A 21,933-nucleotide genomic window follows, 5' to 3' on the forward strand; every position below is an offset into this window, starting at 1 on the left:
TTAAGATGAAACTATCCCGTATCGTAGGTCTTTATGCATTTTATTTAGGCACTCTTTTAACAGTTTTAAGTTGTAAATCGAACTCAGAAAAACAAGAAAACAAAATTGTAGATTCTAGAAATGTAGCAGAAGCTCAAACGGGAAGTTTTGGCGATCAAGGCGATGGTACATATATCAACCCGATATTAAATGCCGATTATCCAGATTCTGATATCGAGCAAGTAGGCGATACGTATTACATGATTACCTCAAAGCAGCACATGTCTCCTGGCATGCCTATTTTAGAATCTAAAGATATGGTAAACTGGACAAATGTTGGACACGTTTTCGATAGTTTATCCTGGGCTCCAGAGTACAATTGGGATAGAATGAATGGCTATTCATTTGGTACATGGGCAGGCGATTTGACCTATCATGAAGGTACATGGTACTGTTACCAAATAGATTACCAACATGGTTTAATGGTAGCCACAGCAAAAGATATTAAAGGCCCATGGAGCGAACCTATTATGATGTTGCCCAAAGCAAAAGTACTGGACGACCCAGGCGTATTTTGGGATGAAGAGGCACATAAAGCATACGTTATTATTAACACCGCAGGAAAACAAAAAAGTCCAGAAAATAAAATTGAAGGCAACGAAAACAGAATTTACGAAATGAGTTGGGATGGTACAAAAATCCTAGACGATGGTAAATTAGCCTATACAGGTATGGGTGCCGAAGCTGCAAAAATTTATAAAATTGAGGGCGTTTGGTATATCTTTTTAGCACAATGGACTATGGGAGATACGTCTACAAAACCCGGTGTTAAAAACCCGAAAAACGACCGAAAACAAATCGTATTACGCTCCAAAGAAAGTATTTATGGGCCTTACGAAGTTAAAACCGTTTTAGAAAAAGGAACCGCCTTTAATAACCGTAGTTGTAGTCAAGGTGGTTTAATGCAAGCACCCGATAAATCGTGGTGGTACATGCACCAACTAATTCAAAACGACGATATACCTTTTCAAGGGCGTCCGCAATGTTTAGCTCCTGTTACATGGGTAGATGGTTGGCCAATAATTGGCATAGACGAAGATAACGATGGTATAGGCGAGCCCGTAAAACAGCACAAAAAACCTATTAACGGCTATCCTATTTCGGCACCAAGTTCTGATGATGATTTTTCTTCAGCAAAATTAGGATTCCAATGGGAGTGGAACCATAATCCAAGACAAACAAATTGGTCCTTAACCGAACGCGAAGGCTGGTTACGCTTAAAAGCCAGTAAAGTGTTGCCAAATGAAAAAGGCTATGGGCCAAACATCAATGAATGGACAAACAACGATGGGTCAGACTCCGATTTCTGGAGAGCCTGCAATACCTTAAGTCAGCGTATTATGGGTATTACCACCGGAACTGCAGTAGCCAAATTTGATATTTCAGGAATGCAACCCCATCAATTGGCAGGTTTTGTTCGCTATGGCGGCGTGTTTAATTTATTGGGCGTGGAGGTAAACGAGGCTGGTAAAAAACACTTGTTTTACATGAACCCAATGGCAGAAAAAATCATGGGGCCAGAACTAATAAGTAACGATTTATATGTACGAACATCAAACAAAATTAACCAAGCCACTTACGAGTATAGTTTAGATGGCGAGCATTATAAAGCATTTGGGCCAACCTTCACCATTGCTTTTGGAAAATGGACAGGAGACCGCCTAGGTTTCTTTTCATGGAACGAAAAACAAGATGCAGGCTACATAGATGTCGATTGGTTCACTTATGATTACGATGGGCCAAAAGCAGCAAAAGCATTATAGGTTTTTGTGTTAAATATTTGGCGTTACCCCCAAGGGGTCGGGCTTTACGCTATATCTTTTTAATGCGTTAATTCGAGTAGCTTGCAACGTGGTAATCTTTTAAAGTGCAGTTTTAAATCTGCTATAAGAAAATCAAGCATTAAAAAGGATGCCGCTTCAATCCCTAACGCGTGAATATCCGAAGGGTTATTGTATAACACTAAATTAAGAGTAGTCTTACTAACTAAAAGTATATCAATGCATACCTTAAAATTAATACTGTATGGTTTTATTATAGCATTTGTTTTAGGTTGCCAAAACAACGAAAAAGCTCATATAGAACATCCTAAACCCAATATTTTATTCATTCTAGTAGATGATTTAGGCTACCACGATTTAGGTGTTACGGGAAGCACATTTTACGAAACCCCAAACGTAGATAAATTGGCAAATGAAGGCATGATGTTTACACAAGGTTATGCGGCAAGTCGGGTGTGTAGTCCGTCTAGAGCCAGTATCATGACAGGTAAATTTACCGCGCGCCACGGCATTACAGACTGGATAGGCGCAAAAACAGGAGAAGCGTGGCGCACCAGAAACCGCCACGATAAATTATTGCCAGCTCATTATCTTCAGGCATTACCAAAAGCCGATATCACCCTTGCCGAAGCTTTTAAAAGCAATGGTTACAAAACCTTTTTTGCAGGAAAATGGCATTTAGGCGGTAAAGGGGCGTACCCCGAAGATCATGGTTTCGATATTAATAAAGGTGGATTTCATCGTGGCGGCCCACCAGGTGGTTTCTTTTCACCATTCAATAATCCCAAATTAAAAAACAAACAAAAAGGCGAAAACCTTACCATGCGTTTAGCCCAAGAAACTGCAGATTTTATCAAACAAAATAAAGACTCTACATTCTTTGCATTTTTATCATTTTACGCTGTGCATGCCCCAATTCAAACCACCGAAGCCAAGTGGACAAAATACCGTAAAAAAGCAGATAGTTTAGAGGTGGCAAAGTCTGGTTATACCATGGAGCGCGTGCTACCCATTCGTCAAGTTCAAGACAATCCCATTTACGGTGGTTTGGTAGAAACTATGGATGACGCTGTAGGTGTGGTTTTAAAAGCATTAAAAGATAACGGATTGGATGAAAATACCATAGTTGTTTTTACCTCCGATAATGGTGGTGTAGCTTCGGGAGACCATTATTCTACCAGTAATTTACCGTTACGAGGCGGTAAAGGCTACCAATGGGAAGGTGGTATTCGCGAACCGTATTTTATAAAAGTACCATGGTTAAAACATGCAGGTTCAAAAACTGAATTCCCGGTAATTAATACCGATTTTTATCCTACATTATTAGATTTAGCTAATGTACCTTTAAAACCAAAGCAACACAAAGATGGTATAAGTTTAAAACCTTTGTTAGAAGGCAATAATCTTGAAATAAATAGACCTTTATATTGGCATTATCCGCATTACGGAAATCAAGGTGGGGAACCTGCTTCTATCATTCAAAAAGAAGGTTGGAAACTCATCCATTATTGGGAAGATGGGCGAGAAGAATTGTTTAGGCTACCTTCATCTGAAAACGACACGTTAAATGTGGTTTCTCAACATGCCAAACTTGCAAAAACACTTTCAGACCAACTTATGTCTTGGCTTAAAGACGTAGAAGCGAAGTACCCTAAAAAAGATCCTAAATTTGATTCAGAAAAAGCCAAAGAAAGATATTTAAACACTGTAAATAAAAAATGCTCATCACTTGAAAATCAGCGTATCGAAATGTTATCAAAAGAATTTCAGCCAAACGCTACGTGGTGGGGTAGTAAAGTTACTTTAGATTAAAAAGGTCATCAAAATAAACAAAAATTATGCGTACAATACTCTATTTTTTTCTTGTTAGTTTATGTTTTTCATCATGTAAAAACAAAAAAGTACCCATAGAAAGCAAACATCTATTTCAATCAATATTTAACGGTAAAGATTTAGACGGATGGCGAGGAGATTCAACCTATTGGCGTGTTGAAAATGGTATACTTACAGGAGAGGTAACACCAGAAACTATTTTAAAACAAAACTCTTTTATTATTTATGAAAAAGAACAACCTGAAAATTTTGAGTTAAAATTAGAATACAAGGTTTCAGCATTTGGAAATAGCGGTATCAACTATAGAAGTGAAATAATTGAAAACAAACCTTTTGCATTAAAAGGCTATCAATGTGATATTGATGGTGAAAATAAATATACCGGGCAGAACTACGAAGAGAAAAAACGAACAACATTAGCATATATAGGAGAAACTGTAATTATTCCACAAATGCCTGATAGCATACCTAAAAGTAACATTCGTAAAAATATAAAGCGAAACTGCTGGCAGTCTAGAGATTTAGAAGAAGCAAAAGTTAGTTCTAAGCTAAAATTAAATATCAAATCTAATGATTGGAATGAAGTACATATTCTAGTAAAGGATAATAAAATGCAGCATTACATCAACGGTGTTTTGTTTAGTGAAGTAACAGATTTAGATGAAATCAATAGGTCTAAAAAAGGTTATATTGGTGTTCAAGTTCATGTTGGCCCTCCCATGAAAATAGAATACAGAAATATTAGATTAAAACATCTATAAATAAATGATAGTTTGCATCTAAAAAGGAGTTCAAGTTTAAAAAATAAATTTACAAATTTATTCCTTCAATAATTTATAGCTCTACGCATAAAATTAGAATTTTTTTATGCCTTAATAAGATGTAGTTAATACTTCGAATCATGAGTGTACAGGACACATTTAGTAGCTTTTTTTTATAATTTTGTTTTACAAAAAAAAGCTCATGAAATTACTTTATTTGAATCGAATATTAAGCCTTGTTTTTTTTCTTTCGCTTAGTGTTGTTTTGTTTACATGTTCAAAATCTGAAGATTTAGAAGAAAAGATTTTTGAAAATCCAGAACCAGATGAGCCCGAAGAGCCCGAAGCCCCATTTGTTCCTGTAGTTGTAGAACCAGATAAAGTGGTAAGCATAAATACAGGTGCAGTAGTTGGTGAATTGTATAACTTTTGGTCAACAAGACCAATGATAAATCAAACTAGGTTTAGTAGTTCTGGTTTCACATCTGGGTTAAATTTTATTAAGCCCTACGTTAAAAGCTATAATATGGTACGTGTACTGGGAGGTAGAACGGATAATAAAAATGATTTTTATAAAGGTGTTGATGGTTCAGGAAATATCATAACTGATTTTAGTGGTTTAATTAAAGATATGCGTAATTTTATGCAAACAGGCTTTAAACCGCGTATTGTATTAGATAATGTGCCTTGGGAAATGAATGCCATAACAGAAGTGAATACTTATGGTAATACCAATCCACCGGATGATTATAATATTTGGAGGCAATACATCAATGCTTTCTTGCAAACATTGATTGATGAGTTTGGTATGAATGAAGTTAAAACATGGCGCTTTAGAGTAGGCACAGAACCTAATTATACACCACAGCATTGGAATGGCACTAAAGAAGAATTTTTTAAACATTACGACATTACTGTAGATGAGGTATTAAAAGTAATTCCAGATGCCATTATTGGTCCTGGAAATAATTTGTCAGAAGGCGTGGCTACATATACTACAGAAATAATAGATCATTGTGCTAATGGTACAAACTATGCTACTGGAGAAAAAGGGACACAAATGGATTTTTTCTGTATTTCTTACTATGAGAAAATTGATCAAAACACTATAAAACTGCCAAACACCGTCCAAGAATATAGAACTAAATTGAATAGTTACCCACAGTTTAGTAACATTCCATTTGATATTCAAGAATTTGGAATTCTGCGAGATGAAAACGCTACACGAGGGTTGAGTTTATCCGATGCTACCGAGTTTGGAGCAAGTTGGTATGCTACAATTGCCGATTTGGCTTATGATTATAGAATAACCGAAATTTATGATTGGGGGCAAGAAATAGAGTCTAGCACCTTACCTCAAGGCAGGAGAAATGTAACAGAAATGTTTTTAAAAATGGAAGGAGGAAATAGACTAGAAACTATTGATAATATTACTGGACATGCTGGTATCATTCCAGTTTTAAAAGGCGATGTTGTTTATTTATTGATTTACAATCATAATACAACTCGCACTAGTACTTCAACAAGAACGCTATATCCGCAATTAGAAGGCGGGATGATTACTGGAGGAACTAACTGGAAAATGAATGAATGGACCATTGATAAAACTAACGGTGTTATGATGCATGAACTTTATAAAGATGTTAGAGCAGCGGGTGTTGGCGAAAAAAGTAATGGTCGTATTTATGGTAATAGACCTTCAGATCGCTTTGAAGATGGTTGGAAAGATGTACTTAGTGCTAATTTAACAAAGTATACTCAAATGGCTAAATTACCAAAAACCGTTGCAGATTCCATAGTGAAAAAACATGAAGGAAAATTAACTTTAAAAGTAGATTTAAAACCACATAGTGTTAAACTTATAGAATTAATACCTCAGTAAACAGAAATGAATAGAATAAAAATAATACACGTCATATTTTTGTGTTTAATTGGAACTGGCGTTTTTTCTTGTAATAGTAAGAAAGACGATTTAACCCATATTCCAGAAGAAACACGAACTAAGTATAACTTTAATTTAGATTGGAAATTTATTAAGCAAAACCCAGAAAATGCGCAAAACTTAGGTTTTAAGGACGATTCTTGGGAAACTATAAGTTGCCCGCATACCTTTAATGATATTGATACGTTTGACGATTTAAGTCATGGACACCATGATGGGGAAGATAACCATTGGAGAGGTACAGTTTGGTACCGTAAACATTTTAAATTACCGCAAGAAGATTCTGGCAAAAAAGTTTTTATTGAGTTTGAGTCCGTACGTCAAATAGCCGATGTATATATTAACGGAAAGCATATTGGGCAAAATCAAACCGGTTTTATTCCTTTTGGTTTCGATTTAACACCGTATCTTAAATTTGGAGAAGATAATGTTCTAGCTGTAAAAGTGAATAACGACCGCGGCGATCATTTTAGAGACAATTTTCCTTTAGTATGGCATCATGAGCATTGGCATCCAAACCATGGTGGAATTTACAGAAATGTATTTCTTCATGTTATGGAACCACTTCATATCACATTGCCGCTTTACGATAATTTAGAAACAACTGGCACCTATGTTTATGCTGAAAATATTACCGCAGAAAATGCCGATGTTACTATAAACGCTGAGGTTCAAAACGAATACCCTGAAGCTAAAAACGTGGTATATGAAGCTAAAATTGTGGATAATGACGGTAAAGTGGTTTCCACTACATCTTCAGAAAAAAGTATTGAAGCAGGTGAAAAATATACGTTTTCGGCAACAACAAGTGTTTCAAATCCTAACCGTTGGTACACACGCCATCCATATATGTACAACGTAGAAACCGTTTTAAAAGTTGACGGTAAAGCTGTAGATTCATACAAAACACCTTTAGGAATTAGAAGTTTCGATTTCAATAAAGATTCTGGATTTCATAATAATGGCGAGTATGCCAAATTACATGGTTGGGGGCAAAAGCCAACCAATTCTTGGGCCGGATTAGGCGCAGCCTTGCCAGATTGGTTACGCGATTATACGTATCAACTTATGGATGAGGCTGGAGGTAATTTTATTCGTTGGGGACATTGTGCTGGGTCGCCAGCAGAAATTGCTATGGGCGATAAATATGGTTTTGTTACGCTAATGCCAGGTGTAAGTGGCGAATCTCAAGATGAAGGTGAAACTTGGGACATTCGTATAAAAGCCTTTAAAGATATGATTGTGTATTACCGTAATCATCCTTCAATTTTTATTTGGGAAGGCGGTAACTGGGCTGAAACTGAAGCACATTATCAAGAAATTTTAGATATCATAAATACATTCGACCCCAATGGAAAACGCCTTATGGGTAACAGAAGAGCAGATGTTAAAAATGATTCTGAAGGCTATGTGTCTATTGAAATCGGTACGGAAGGATGGGAACGTGAATACCCAGATTTACCAGTTGTTGAAAGTGAATATAATCGAGAAGAAGCACCTAGACGTATTTGGGATAAACAATCGCCTGATGATAATTTTTATAGTCATCCGAACCTTGATAAGAATACCTATAAATTAAACTCCGAACAATTTGCCGTAAAACAAGCCTACCATTGGTGGAACAAAATGGGAAAAAAAGCATTTCATGTTGGTGGAGCAAACTGGGTTTTTTCTGATGGGCCACATGGAGGGCGTTGTCCTACTGAAGTCACCAGAGCAAGTGGTGAAGTAGATGCAGTACGTTTACCAAAAGAAGCTTTTTACGCCTTAAAAGCCATGTGGAGACCAGAGCCACAGCTACACATTATAGGCCATTGGAATTACGAAGTAGGGATTAAAAAAGACATCTTTGTAATTTCAAATACAGCAGGTGTAAAGTTATATGTTAACGGAAAAGTTATAGGAGAAAATATTACACCAAAAGATGGTTATGTATATCAGTTTAAAAATGTTGCATGGGAAGCAGGAGAAATTAAAGCTGAAGGTTTTATTAATAACGAACTAAAAGTATCTCAAATAAAAGAAACATCAGGAAAACCTGTGGCATTAAAATTAACACCAATTACAGGACCAAAAGGATGGCAAGCCGATGGATCAGACGTTGCATTAATTGATGTTGAGGTGGTTGATGCTAACGGAAAAAGATGTCCGTTAGCAAAGGGTCGTGTAGATTTTACTATTGAAGGACCTGGTATTTGGCGTGGAGGTTATAATAGTGGAAAGCCAAATTCAACGAATAATTTATATTTAGATATAGAAGCTGGAATTAACCGTGTAGCGGTAAAATCATTATTGGAGTCAGGAACTGTAAAAATCACGGCAATACAGTCAGGTTTAAAATCAGATCATATAGAACTTACTTCTAATCCTGTTGACTTAGAAAACGGATTAATAACCCAGCTACCACAAGTGTATGAAAATGTTTTAACAGAAGAACCTATACCAGCGCATACTCCAGAAATTCCAGAATATGTGCCTGGAATAAAGAATAGAAGTGAGTTATTTAAGAAGTTTAGTTATACGGGAGACGGTAAAGCCATGTTAAGGACCAATATGCATTGGGGTAAAAAAGCTTATACAGATTTGGAACATAACTATACCCATCTTCCTAAGTATGTTAACGGTGCAGAATATGTAAGAATACCAAATTCTGATAATAGATATTGGGCAAGAGATCAACTACAATTCATCGCTGGTGTTAAAATGCACATTTATGTATTACATGATGATACGGTACCAAGACCAGAATTCCTGTTAAGAGATTATAAGGATAATGGTGATAATATAAAAGTTGGAGACATAACAATGTCAGTCTTCCATCGAGTAGCAGAAGCCGGCGAAAGTATAATTATGGCCGGTAATAGCGATGGCGATGCGCCTTCAGATTGTAGAATGTATACCGTAATTGGTAAGAAGTATTAATAGTAGTGCCATATAACTAAATGGTATTAGAGTATTAAAAAAAAGGATGATAAAGCCATTTTATCATCCTTTTTTATGTTTAATTGATTTATGTAGTTTTTATTTTGGATTATTTTTTACATAATCTTCTATAAGAGTTTTAACAACCTCAAGACTTCCAGCTTCTAAACCATCATTTACATTAGCTCCAGTAATCCAATATAACACCATGCCAGCATCAGAACAATCCCATTTTCCTTTTTGAAATTTTACGATATTGTCCACTTCGGCAATGTTTCCAATGGTCCATATTAATCGTATTCTTGGGTCGGTATGATTTTTTGCCCAATCCCATTTTTCTATATTCAATTTTAAATTAATGTTTTGGTCTGGAATACGAACCTCATCAATACCAAAGTCTAGAATTTGCTGCCAAGAATAAAAATCGCCAGCATTATCATTGGCAGGATGGTGTGTTACCACTTTAACGAATTTGTGTTTCGCTTTAGGCGTCTTTTTTAAAGCCATACCAATAATATCAGGTTCTCCTGCTTCAATAATCCATAAGGGATCTTTTTTGGTTGATGCATTTATTGCCCAAGCTAAATCATTAATAGTTTCTTCTTTTTGCCAAATAGCATCATAAAACGTTAGGTTTTCAAATCCACCCCAGCGTCTTGCAGTCATATCACAAGCAACTTGCATTAAATGGTGGCGTTCTTTTTCAGCTTTCTCAGAAATACGATCATCTCTAACCAAGTCGCAACTATGAGAGTAGTGTACTAATCTATCTTCAAGACCAGAAGCACGCAATAAAGCAATACTTATAGCAGTTCCTCCTAAGTCATCTGGATCTGGAGAATTGCCGTCAGCAACAATAGCAATACGTCCTGGAGGCGGACTCGTTTTTTGAGCAAAAGCTGATATTGATATTAAAAAGAAAGTTAGTATTATTAATAAGGTTTTGTATTTCATTTTAATTTAAAAGTTTAAATGTATTTATTTGGTTTAATGCGTTATGCTAGTTTTGAGAATAAGAAGAGGGCGCATCCTGAATATCTTTTCCTTTACCACAAGGTGCAAATATAATCCCTGCCCAACGTGCGCGTGTCCATTCATTACCATCGGTAGCAACTTTTCCAGTTACTGTGATTTTATCTCCTTTCTTTATTTTTACCCGTTTCCATAAGGCATTATATTTTTTGCCTTCCTCAAATAAACTGTCTGTTAGAGGTGGATTATATTCTCCAATTTTTTTCTGATTTATAAATACTTTAAAATTAGAATTACCATCATTTTCTCCAACGCCTACAAAAACAATATCATATCGTCCACTTTTAAAATTAAAAATAGTACTTGTTTCAGCTTGTTTATACTTTTCTGGGTTTATTGCCAACCAATTTTTTCCGTTTTTATAGAAATTTGTGCCTTCTATTGGAAAATCTTGAGCAGCTATATATTTATTATCTGTTCTAGTTTTTGAAATAGTTGAAAAATATGATTTTTTGGGGTTAAATGATTCTGGTAAATTTCTATTCGCTAATATTTGTGGGCCTTTATCTGTAGGTACGTAATTCACGTCTTTTGTTAAAATAAATTTATCAAATTCAAAACCATCTTCACGCATACTAAATTGAACATTGTGTACGCCTGCTTTATTAATATCTAAATAAATAGCGTGCGGAATACCGCAATGTTCTTCTTTTGTTCTTTGTTTACTTTCCCAAGTCCATTGGTTTTTTCCTTTACACCATTGCATTTTTTGTCCATGTTCTGGCCATTCACCATTTAGCCCAACATGGAGGCCATTGTCTTCTCCTCCAGTACTAAAAGCTCTTACCCAAACGAAATAACGTCCAGGTGAATTAATTTTTACTTGATAGTGTAGAATTGCCATTTTACCTGGTTCATTAGTAAAGTTTTCTCCTCTAATCAATTTGTCAGAATGCGTAACGCGACTATCTGGTAAGATTTCTATGTATGTATTATTACTGGTGCCAACCCAATGGTTATTGTCATCATCTCTTCCAACGGTAACCATCTCATGTTTTGATGTTCTGTACCATTTTCTTGTATCGGTTATAGTTTGTTTATGGAAAAATTCTGCCTCAATAGCAACAATTCCATTTTGTTCTTCAAAAATTACAGTTTTGTCAATAATTGGTACACTTAAGTCTTTTCCCTGTGCCATTAGGATAGTACTGTTAAATAGTAGAACGATTAAAATATTAAAAATAAGTTTGTTTTTTTTCATCAGATCAAATTTACAACATGCGAGTTTTTATTTTGGCAATTTGGATTGTAATTATCTTTTTTAAAAGTAACATCTAGAGTTTAGTAAAGTAACCCGTACTGTCCTGTTGTAAAAATAAATTGTCTATTAATACATGTGAAGCTTTTTAAAATATTAAGTTTTTTGTGTGTTTTCTTACTTATTATTAAAAAAATCAATCTCAAAAAATATGATTTTTTATCTAATTTTTAAGTTAAAACCTAGCAAGTACATTGAAATTACAGCACAGAGCATAACAGGTACTGCAGGATACTCCATAAAAATTTAAGAAATATTTTAGGAAACTAATAATAAATCAACTAAAACTTTATGAAATTAAAAAAAACATTAAAAATGCTTTCGGAATTACGGAAAGCTTGGATGTGTGCAATTTTGGCGTTGTCTTGTATGGCAATGACAAACGCACAAACGGTATCAGGTACCGTAACAGCAGATGGTCAACCATTACCTGGGGCGACTGTTATTGTAAAAGGAACACCTACAGGTACAACTACAGATTTTGATGGTAACTTTACTATTAATGCAGGTGCTCAAAATACACTATCTATTTCTTACATTGGCTATTCCACCAAAGAGATATTGGTGGGAAACCAAACTCGAATTAATGTATCTCTTGAAGAAGATAACAAACTTGATGAGGTAGTTATTATTGGGTATGGGACACAACGTAAATCTGATTTAACAGGATCTGTGTCCTCCGTAAGTTCGGAAGATATTACTGCGGTTCCAGTATCTAGGGTAGATCAAGCTTTACAAGGTAGAGCTTCCGGTGTACAGGTAACACAGGTTAGTGGTATGCCTGGTGCTGGTACTGTTATAAGAGTAAGGGGTGGTAACTCCATTACAGGAAGTAATGAGCCACTTTGGGTTATTGATGGTATTGTTGTTGGAACTAACTTCAACTTAAACAACATCAATTCTAATGATATCAAATCGATTGAGATTTTGAAGGATGCTTCATCTATTGCTATTTATGGGTCTAGAGGAGCCAATGGTGTAGTATTAGTAACTACAAAAAATGGTAAAGGAGCCGGAACAGGCAAACCAGAGGTAAGTGTAAACCTTTACACAAGTTTACAAACTGTTCCAGAACTACCAGACATGCTTTCTCAGAGGGAGCAAATAGAGTTTACCAACGAAAGTGCTCGATTTAGAGGGGTTACAGAGCCATTTCCAAACGATCCATCAACCTATCCTGATATCGATTATTATGACTTAATAATGCGTACTGCACCTATTCATAGTGCAGATGTCTCTATTTCGGGATCTACAGAAAACCTTAACTACTACAACTCTTTGAGCTATTTTAATCAAGAAGGTATTATCAAGAGTTCTGGTATTGAAAAGTTTATTTTTAGATCAAATTTAGACTATACATTAAGTGACAAAGTAAAGGCTGGATTTAGAATAAACTATTCTAGAATAAAACAAGATAATGGTGTTGTTGGTTTTGGTACTGCATTTGGTACACTTCCCACACAACCTCTTTTTAATGACGATGGAACCTATAATGGGTTTAATGATGTTGTAGGAGCGCCTTTTAATAATCCTTTAGCTGCTTTAGAGCAAAATACAAATGAGACGTTTAGTAATAATTTGTTAGCAACAGCTTATTTAGAGTATAGTCCGTTACCAAATTTGACTATTCGTTCAACATTTAGTCCAGAATTTAATAATACTAAGCAAAATAGATTTAATTCTAGTCAATCACCAGGTAATCTTGCAATAGATGTATTTAATGGAGGTTTTGCTAGCATAGAAACAATAGCAAGTACTGGTTGGAATAATGAAAATACGATTCAATACCAAAAAGATATTGATGAAAATCATAGTGTAACAGCGCTTGCTGGTGCTTCTTTTCAAAAAGTATCAATAGAGGAATCTTTTGAAGAAGGGTTAGGTATTTTTAGTGATGCTGCAGGTTTTAACAATTTAGGTTTTTCTGATCCAGCTAGGTCTGTAATTACTAGTGATTATGAAGGATTTCAAATAGCTTCTTTTTTCGGAAGGTTAAACTATGCTTTTAAGGATAAGTATCTGCTTACTTTAGTAGGGAGAACTGATGGTAGTTCTCGTTTTGCTCCGGGTAATAAATATGAGTTTTATCCTTCTATAGCAGGTGCCTGGAAAATTACAGAAGAGTCATTTATGGCTAACCAAAATATGTTTCAAGATTTAAAATTAAGAGCGAGTTGGGGTAAATCAGGTAACCAAGCCATTGAGGCTTACAGAACATTTGGTCTTCTAACAGAAGCAAATACATCTTTGGGTGGTAATGAACTAATTGGTTTAACAGTAGGAAGACCAGCAAACCCAAATTTAAAATGGGAAACAACAAGTTCTTTTGATATTGCTTTAGAAGCATCTCTTTTTGGTGGAAAAGTTTTTACAGAGCTAAATTATTACTATAAGAAAACAGAAGATTTATTATTGGATGTAACTATTCCTAGACAAACTGGATTTACAAGTCAATTGCAAAATATTGGATCTTTAGAAAATAAAGGTTGGGAATTACTCATTAATTCTACTAATATTAGTAATGCAAACTTTAACTGGAACTCTACGGTAACATTATCTGCTAATAGAAACAAAGTATTAGATTTAGGTGGAGCACAATCTCAAGATGTTGTAGTCGATGAGATTTTAGGTTCTGGTAATACACGTTTAATTGTTGGAGAGTCTGTTCCTGTATATACAGGTGCTAATTATTTAGGAACATGGAAGAGTCAACAAGAAATTGATGATTCAGGTTTTCTTGATAATGCAGTTGTGGGAGGTGCTAGATTTGAAGACATAAGTGGACCAAATGGTGTGCCAGACGGTAGAATTTCACAAGACGATTATGTGGTACTAGGAGATCCAACTCCAGATTTAATTTTTGGATTTGAAAACAGTTTTTCTTACAAGAATTGGGATTTATCATTTTACTTTCAAGGAACCACAGGTAACGAAGTGTTTAATTTAACCATGCGTAATAATTATTTTAACCGTGGTGAAACTACTAAATATGCTGATATAGCGGACCGTTGGATAGAAGGTGTTAATGAAACATCGGATATTCCAAGAGCTGGACAGGATACTGTAACAGGTACACCGCCTAACTCTGAATACGTTGAAGATGGTTCTCATATCCGTCTTAAAACATTAAGATTAGCCTATAATCTTCCTGTTGATAAAATGGGGTTAGATGGTATTAAAAACGCTACGGTTTATTTTTCAGGAAATAATTTATTATTATTCTCTAATTTTAGATTAATAGACCCTGAAGCTAGTAGATTTGGAAGAACTGGTTTAGGTAATATTGCCCAAGGTTATCACAATGGATCGTATCCTAATCCACGTGTTGTAACACTTGGACTTAACTTAACATTTTAAAAAAAAATAGATATGAAAACAAAGAATATTTTTTTATACGTCTTCGTGATTTTCTCATGTTTTGCTTGTGAGGAATTTTTAGAAGAAGAACCGAGAGCACTTATCTCTCCAGATACATTTTTAACGACAGCAACTGAAGCCAATGCTTATATAACTGGATATTATGCCATTTTAAAGAATAATTCCATTTACGGACAAGTTGGACTAGATGTATTTTATGATAACGGTGCCGATATTATAGAACCTAACCGTTCGGCGGGTTTCTTTGAGCCAATGGGGAACTATTCCCTTACTGAAGCCTCAGCCGATGTCTCAACTCAAAAAATGAGTGTATCTGATACGTGGAAAGATTTGTATAGAGTGATATTAAACGCAAATATTTTAATTGATGCCATTGCAGATAATGAGAATATTTTACCGGAAGTTCGGACGGATTTTGTTGCAGATGCAAGGTTTGTAAGAGCATTATGCTATTGGCATATTACCAACCTTTGGGGAGATGCACCTTATTATACAGAGATTCTTACTCTTGAAGAAATTAGTGTTTTAGGAAGAACCCCTAAAGCTACCATACTAGCAGGAATTTTAGATGATCTAGAATTTGCGCAAGCAAATTTAAAAGATGAATATACTGGTGATGATGCTGGAAGAGCTTCAAAATGGGCGGCTGCTATAATTGAAGCTAAAATTCATATGAAAGCTCAAAATTGGCAAGCCGGATTGGATAAATGTTTAGAAATCATTAATCAATCACCGCATTCATTATTACCAACTTATGCTGAGGTATTTGATCCTAATAACGAGTATAATTCAGAAATTATTTGGTCTTTAGATTTTGCTAAAGATATTATAGGGCAGTTCGAGATTGGCGTTCAAGATGCTGAAGGTAATTTACCTAGTTTTGCAAGGGATTCTAACGGAAACTGGAGACCAAGTATGTTTAACCCGCGTTTAAGAGATGAGCCAGCCAATGCAGCTGATTTAGAACCTTTAAAGGATGCTTTAGCTGCTAATGGAGAATCTTTTAATGGTACGGGCTTACAAATAGCATCAAAAGACTTTGCTGAGAAGTTTCCAATGAATGATTTGCGAAGACCGTTAAACGTTAATGATATGTACGAAGGTATTCAATTAAATCATACCTATATGCCAAAGTTTATGAATTTAGATTTAGAAACATCACCACGTTTTAATCACTCTGATAATAGATTGGTTTTCCGTATGGCGGATGTTCATTTAATGGCTGCAGAGTGCGAAAATGAGCGCCCAGGAGGTGACCCAACTACTGCTTATGGATATATTAGAGAGATAAGAGAGCGTGCTTTTGCTACTGTAGGAGAAGCTGAAGCAATTAATGGTCTTTCTCAACAAGCCTTTAGAGAAGCTATCTATGATGAGCGTAAATGGGAGTTAGCTGGCGAAGCAACAAGAAGATACGATTTAATTAGATGGGGTATCTTGTTTGATGTTATGGAAGATATAGAATATCGTTTCTGGACACCTGCAGCGAATATAGAATCTTGGCATGTTTTATTACCAATTCCATTACAAGAATTAATAAATAATCCAGCTTTGTTGGAGTCCGACCCAACAAACAATGGTTATAGATAGTATTTTTTTAAATTAGTTTAGTTTTAAAAGACCAGAATAATTTTATTCTGGTCTTTTTATATATAATAATTTTTATGTTAAATCAGCATAGTACAGGTTACAGATTTAGTTTTAGAAACATATCTTGCTTTTAAATATGAATTATAATTAAATGAAATTTAAAATTATTTTTTGGATGTTTATTTTAACATCCTTTTTTTCATTCTCGCAAATTAAACATGGCTTGCGGGATAATGAAGGCCGCCATATTATACCAAGAGGATTTGTTGTAAATACCAATGATCATGCAGGAGAGGTCTTTTTTAATAGTGATGACTATGCGCGTATGATTCGAATGGGAGCCAATACGCAGGTTATTCGTTTAGAATTAGGTAAGTTAAGTAATTTTCCAGGAGGAAAACTAGAACCAAATTATCTAAAAAAATTAGATACCTTGGTAAACTTAGGGCAAAATTCTGGGATTAAAACAGTATTTAAAATGACTGTTTACGGTGTTGATAGATTTGTATGGGAAGAATTTTGGCAAAACAAAAAAGGCGAATACAAAACGTATATAGAAGCTTGGAAAGTAATCTGGAATAGATTTTCTGATGATGATTCAGTATTAGGTTATGATGTGGTTAATGAGCCTAGAAAACTTACAATGGATATTTCTTATAACAACTTAACAAATAAATATCTTATTCCGCTTTATCAAAAAATTATTGACGAAAGTCAAAAAATTAATTCAGATAAAATGATTTTGTTTCAATCTATTTTTATGAATAAGGGAGAAAAAATAGATAACAATCAATACGCAGAAATCACCGCGCCAATTAAAAGGAAAAACATCATTTTTGCGCCCCATATATATCAAAACGACACTAATTTTATAAAACGTAACATGGATAGATTTGATAAAGAATCTAAAATGTTAAATGCGCCAATCCTAATTGGCGAGTGGGGATTTCCAACCTTTGCAACTACAGATACTTTAGTAGATGGTAAGTTGGGACAATTAAAATATAGAGAAATGTATATAAAAACAGCTGAAGTTTTTGATAGAATGGGTGTAGGTTCTATAAAAGCTTGGTTTTTAGGAAATAGAACCATGCAAAATTTCCTTCCTGGTGGTCCTTCAACATGGTCTATATTTAGTGATGAAACTGATGCAGGAACAGTAGAACGAAAGTATATAACCGATGTTATTTCAAGACCTTTTCCGCAAACTATAGCAGGAGATATTCAATCGTTTATGTTTAATTTTGCCACGAGAACTCTAAATCTTAATATTATTTCAGATAATAGTAAAGGGGCTTCAACACTATTTATTGGAGCAAATAGGCATTATCCAGACGGTTTCTCCGTCTTAATAGATGATGATATAGTAATGTTTCACAATCCATTAAAAAAAGTAAGGCTGGAAACTTATAAGGCTCCTAAAGATTTCAATTCATCAGATTTTATTTGGGATGAATACACGCAAAAATTAACCATTCTAAAATGGCCAAAAGATAAGAACAAGTTAAATATAAAAATTGTTCCAGGTTTACGTAATTTCAACTAATTATATAACACAACATATAAAAACACGATTAATGAAAAAATTAATATTAATATGTTTTATTGCAACAGTACTGTTTAGCTGTGAATCAAAAAAGTCTACTTCAGAATCAGGAGATTCTGAAATCGATCAAAAGGTAGAGCAACTCATAAGTGAAATGACTTTAGAGGAGAAGATGACAGAAATGATTCAAGATGCACCTGCTAACGAAAGGTTAGGTATTCCTGTTATGAAATATGGCGAAGCATTGCATGGTTTATGGCTTGTTCTTGATTATTATGGTAATACAACGGTTTATCCACAAGCGGTTGCCTGTGCCTCAACTTGGGAACCCGAACTAATCAAAAAAATGGCTTCCCAAACAGCACTAGAAGCACGTGCTTTAGGTGTTACACATTGTTATTCTCCAAATTTAGATGTTTATGCGGGAGATGCTCGCTATGGTCGTGTTGAAGAATCTTATGGCGAAGACCCGTATTTGGTATCTAGAATGGGCGTTGCATTTATTCAGGGATTACAAGGTGAAGGTGATGAGCAATTTGATGAGAATCATGTTATGGCCACAGCCAAACATTTTGTTGGATATCCTGAAAATCGCCGAGGTATAAATGGTGGATTTAGTGATATGTCCGAACGTCGTTTGCGTGAAGTTTACCTACCATCATTTGAGGCCGCAGTAAAGGAAGCTCAGGTAGGGTCGGTTATGCCAGGTCATCAAGACTTTAACGGAGTTCCTTGCCATATGAATACGTGGTTATTGAAGGATATTTTAAGAGACGAGCTTGGTTTTGATGGTTTTATTGTTTCTGATAATAATGATGTTGGGCGTTTAGAAACCATGCACTTTATTCCTGAAACCAGAGCTAAAGCAGCTATCTTAGGGTTAAAAGCAGGTGTTGATATGGACTTGGTAATAGGAAAGAATGTTGATCTTTCAACATATCATATTAATGTATTGAAGGATACAATAACACAGGATCCTTCATTATTGAAATATATAGATAAAGCCACATCACGTATTTTAACCGCAAAATATAAATTGGGCTTATTTGATGAAGAACCAAAAGAGATTGACGAGAAAACTGTAGAAGCAGGTAGTGACGAACATCGTGAGTTTGCATTGGAAATGGCCGAAAAATCTATTATCATGCTAAAAAATGATAACAACCTATTACCGCTTGATTTATCTAAAATTAAATCTTTAGCAGTTATTGGACCAAACGCCCACGAAGAAAGACCTAAAAAGAAAACTTATAAACTCTTAGGTGGATATTCAGGATTACCGCCGTACTATGTTTCGGTTTTAGATGGTTTAAAGAAAAAAGTAGGTGAAAACGTAAGAATAAACTATGCTAAAGGTTGCGATATTGATAGTTTTTCAAAAGAAGGATTTCCAGAGGCTGTTTCTGCTGCAAAAAATTCGGATGCCGTTGTTTTAGTTGTGGGTAGTTCTCATAAAACATGTGGCGAAGGAGGAGACCGTTCTGATTTGGATTTGTATGGCGTTCAAAACGAATTGGTCCAAGCAATCCATAAAACAGGAAAACCTGTAATTGTTGTTCTAATTAATGGACGACCATTATCTATAAATTATATCGCAGAAAATATCCCTTCAGTTCTTGAAACTTGGTATGGCGGAATGCATGCAGGTGATGCTGTTGCTAATGTTATTTTTGGAGATGTAAATCCAGGTGGTAAACTAACCATGTCTTTTCCTCGTTCGGTGGGACAGGTTCCAGTAACTTATCTCGAACGTCCTGACTTTATTGGATCTGGAAAAGGAAAGTATCGATTTAATGATAAGTCACCTTTATTTCCATTTGGTTTTGGTTTAAGCTATACTACTTTTAAATACGGAACATTAAAATTAGATAACGCTACTATTAATGTTGATGGTTCTACTTCAGTTTCGGTTGAGGTTACCAATACAGGAGAAAGAGCAGGCGATGAGGTTGTTCAAATGTATGTTCGAGACGATTTTGCATCCGTTGGACGTTACTTAAAATTATTAAAAGGATTTGAACGAATTGCTTTAAATCCAGGAGAAACAAAAACGGTTAGTTTTAAATTAGGCTTTAATGAATTAAATGTGCTAAATCAAGATATGAAAAAGGTTGTTGAACCCGGAACTTTTACTATTTCTGTTGGGGCTTCTTCATTAGAAAAAGATTTGCAAAAAATAACACTTAAGGTGAAATAGAATTTTAAGATGTATTGACTAAACGTTTAAAAATAAGGAATTACATTCCTTCTTTTTTAGAACTTAAATATTGCATGAAATTAAAACAAAACAAGTTAAAAAAAAACTTTTTTGTTCTGTAAAATACCTAAAAAACAACTTGTTACACCAATTAAGCCTTTGTTTAATACTGTATATAGTGCTAAGCAGGTAAGTGCAGGATACAGAAGTTAAGTATTCTTTTTAATTTTATAACATTATTAATCCTGTTGGTTTATTACTAACATAACTAAAATTAAAATTATGAAAAAAATTACTTTAAAAATTAGTGCATTTTTATTATTAACTATGTTTGCGCTTCAAGTTCAGGGGCAGGCATTATATACTGTAGAAGGTACTTATAAAATTTCAACTTCAGGTTTAAGTCCGAATCTTTACGTTACAGTTAATACTTCTACTGGTGCTGTAGAATGGGCTGAAGAATTACCAGGTGATGATGAACTACAACTTTGGACTATACAAAACCATAGAACCCCGGCTTCTGCGGGATTGATGGAAATTACAGGTAACATTACTGGTTTAGGAACCATTACTTTGTGTACAGGTGACGACTCAGCACATCCGGCTCAAACGCTTATTGCTAGACCAGGTGATCCAGTAAGTGTAGCATACGATGGTACGTCAGATCCGATTAGCTATTCTGGTGATTATTCAGGGCTAGATCAGTTTCAAAGAAGAAAAGCTAAAGTTAATGCAGAAGGACTTGCTGATGCTACAGGATCTAACCCATCAGATGGAAACAATGCATTGTTTTTAAGAAATACACTTGGAACTAATTCAAGATATGGTGTAATTCCAGCTGCAGCAGGTGACCCTGTTCAATTTGACGGTGGAGGAATCGATGTGCTTCAATTCCATTTAGTAACTCCATTAAGTATTGTAGATTTCGATACTAGTTCAATATTTATATCTAACCCAGTTAATGAGGTATTAAGTATTAAAGGTCTTACTGATAATGTTAAACAAGTTTCTGTTTATTCTTTATTAGGAAGTGAGGTATTAACTAAAAAATTATCTAGCAAATCTGATATCAATTTAGATGTTAGCGGATTATCTGCTGGTATGTATATTGTTAAACTACAAGGAGACAACGGAAGCTTTTCAAAGAAAATTATTAAACAGTAAGTTTAATAAAATAAAGTGTTAAATATAAAATCATTCTATCTTATTAAGATAGGATGATTTTTTTTGTCTACATACATTATTAAAACACAAATTCGAGTAAACTAAAGTATCTAATATTATGCAAAGACTAGCTTTTAAAATGAAATTAAACCCTGGGCAAAAAGAAGCCTATAAGAAACGCCATGATCAATTATGGCCAGAATTAAAAAAGCTTTTAAAGAATAGTGGTGTTAGCGAATACTCTATTTTTTTAGATGAGGAAACTAGTACGTTATTTGCTTTTCAAAAAGTTACTGGAGATGGTGGTTCGCAAGATTTAGCGAATAACGAAATTGTAAAAAAATGGTGGGATTTCATGGCAGATATAATGGAGGTTAATCCAGATAATTCTCCTATTTCTATTCCTTTGGAGGAGCTGTTTTACCTTGAATAATTAACAGCAAGTCTATATTTGCAGTACAGCTCAGGATACTTTTTTTTATAATAAGTT

At 34.7% G+C, this 21,933-nt stretch carries 13 protein-coding genes; 11 read left to right on the forward strand and 2 right to left on the reverse strand.

Features of this window, described 5'->3' with window-relative positions; genetic code table 11:
- Positions 1-5 precede the first annotated feature (5 nt).
- The 5 genes from SJY43_RS10255 to SJY43_RS10275 all read left to right on the forward strand — a co-directional run bounded on the left by SJY43_RS10255 (position 6) and on the right by SJY43_RS10275 (position 9,278).
- A complete protein-coding gene (locus tag SJY43_RS10255; RefSeq protein WP_396600645.1) occupies positions 6-1,802 on the forward strand; it encodes a glycoside hydrolase 43 family protein in 1,797 nt (598 codons plus the stop codon).
- A gap of 237 nt (positions 1,803-2,039) precedes the next feature.
- Positions 2,040-3,632 (forward strand): sulfatase, encoded by a 1,593-nt coding sequence (locus tag SJY43_RS10260; protein WP_396600646.1) that lies wholly within the window; start codon positions 2,040-2,042, stop codon positions 3,630-3,632.
- A gap of 26 nt (positions 3,633-3,658) precedes the next feature.
- A complete protein-coding gene (locus SJY43_RS10265; RefSeq protein ID WP_396600647.1) occupies positions 3,659-4,414 on the forward strand; it encodes a DUF1080 domain-containing protein in 756 nt (251 codons plus the stop codon).
- A gap of 202 nt (positions 4,415-4,616) precedes the next feature.
- Positions 4,617-6,296, forward strand: a complete 1,680-nt coding sequence (locus tag SJY43_RS10270; RefSeq protein ID WP_396600648.1) for a GH39 family glycosyl hydrolase — start codon at positions 4,617-4,619, stop codon at positions 6,294-6,296.
- Between the two features lie 6 nt (positions 6,297-6,302).
- Complete coding sequence (locus SJY43_RS10275; protein WP_396600649.1) at positions 6,303-9,278, forward strand: glycoside hydrolase family 2 protein; 2,976 nt, start codon at positions 6,303-6,305, stop codon at positions 9,276-9,278.
- 99 nt (positions 9,279-9,377) lie between these two features.
- Here the strand turns inward: SJY43_RS10275 and SJY43_RS10280 are convergent, their stop codons facing one another.
- On the reverse strand, positions 9,378-10,232 hold the full coding sequence (locus SJY43_RS10280; protein WP_396600650.1) for a hypothetical protein: 855 nt from the start codon (positions 10,230-10,232) through the stop codon (positions 9,378-9,380).
- A 46-nt stretch (positions 10,233-10,278) separates the two neighbouring features.
- A complete protein-coding gene (locus SJY43_RS10285; RefSeq protein ID WP_396600651.1) occupies positions 10,279-11,448 on the reverse strand; it encodes a hypothetical protein in 1,170 nt (389 codons plus the stop codon).
- Between the two features lie 411 nt (positions 11,449-11,859).
- Here SJY43_RS10285 and SJY43_RS10290 point away from each other — a divergent pair, with 411 nt between their 5' ends.
- The 6 genes from SJY43_RS10290 to rhaM all read left to right on the forward strand — a co-directional run bounded on the left by SJY43_RS10290 (position 11,860) and on the right by rhaM (position 21,876).
- Positions 11,860-14,925: a SusC/RagA family TonB-linked outer membrane protein gene (locus tag SJY43_RS10290; RefSeq protein ID WP_396600652.1), complete on the forward strand. Its 3,066-nt coding sequence runs from the start codon at positions 11,860-11,862 to the stop codon at positions 14,923-14,925.
- Between the two features lie 12 nt (positions 14,926-14,937).
- On the forward strand, positions 14,938-16,536 hold the full coding sequence (locus tag SJY43_RS10295; protein ID WP_396600653.1) for a RagB/SusD family nutrient uptake outer membrane protein: 1,599 nt from the start codon (positions 14,938-14,940) through the stop codon (positions 16,534-16,536).
- Between the two features lie 151 nt (positions 16,537-16,687).
- Positions 16,688-18,082: a cellulase family glycosylhydrolase gene (locus tag SJY43_RS10300; RefSeq protein WP_396600654.1), complete on the forward strand. Its 1,395-nt coding sequence runs from the start codon at positions 16,688-16,690 to the stop codon at positions 18,080-18,082.
- Positions 18,083-18,113: 31 nt separating this feature from the next.
- Positions 18,114-20,279, forward strand: a complete 2,166-nt coding sequence (locus SJY43_RS10305) for a beta-xylosidase (RefSeq protein WP_396600655.1) — start codon at positions 18,114-18,116, stop codon at positions 20,277-20,279.
- A gap of 282 nt (positions 20,280-20,561) precedes the next feature.
- Positions 20,562-21,443: a T9SS type A sorting domain-containing protein gene (locus SJY43_RS10310; RefSeq protein ID WP_396600656.1), complete on the forward strand. Its 882-nt coding sequence runs from the start codon at positions 20,562-20,564 to the stop codon at positions 21,441-21,443.
- 118 nt (positions 21,444-21,561) lie between these two features.
- On the forward strand, positions 21,562-21,876 hold the full coding sequence (gene rhaM / locus SJY43_RS10315) for an L-rhamnose mutarotase (protein ID WP_396600657.1): 315 nt from the start codon (positions 21,562-21,564) through the stop codon (positions 21,874-21,876).
- Positions 21,877-21,933: the final 57 nt, after the last annotated feature.

It is taken from the genome of Algibacter sp. R77976 (assembly GCF_044594645.1).
GTDB lineage: Bacteria > Bacteroidota > Bacteroidia > Flavobacteriales > Flavobacteriaceae > Algibacter_B.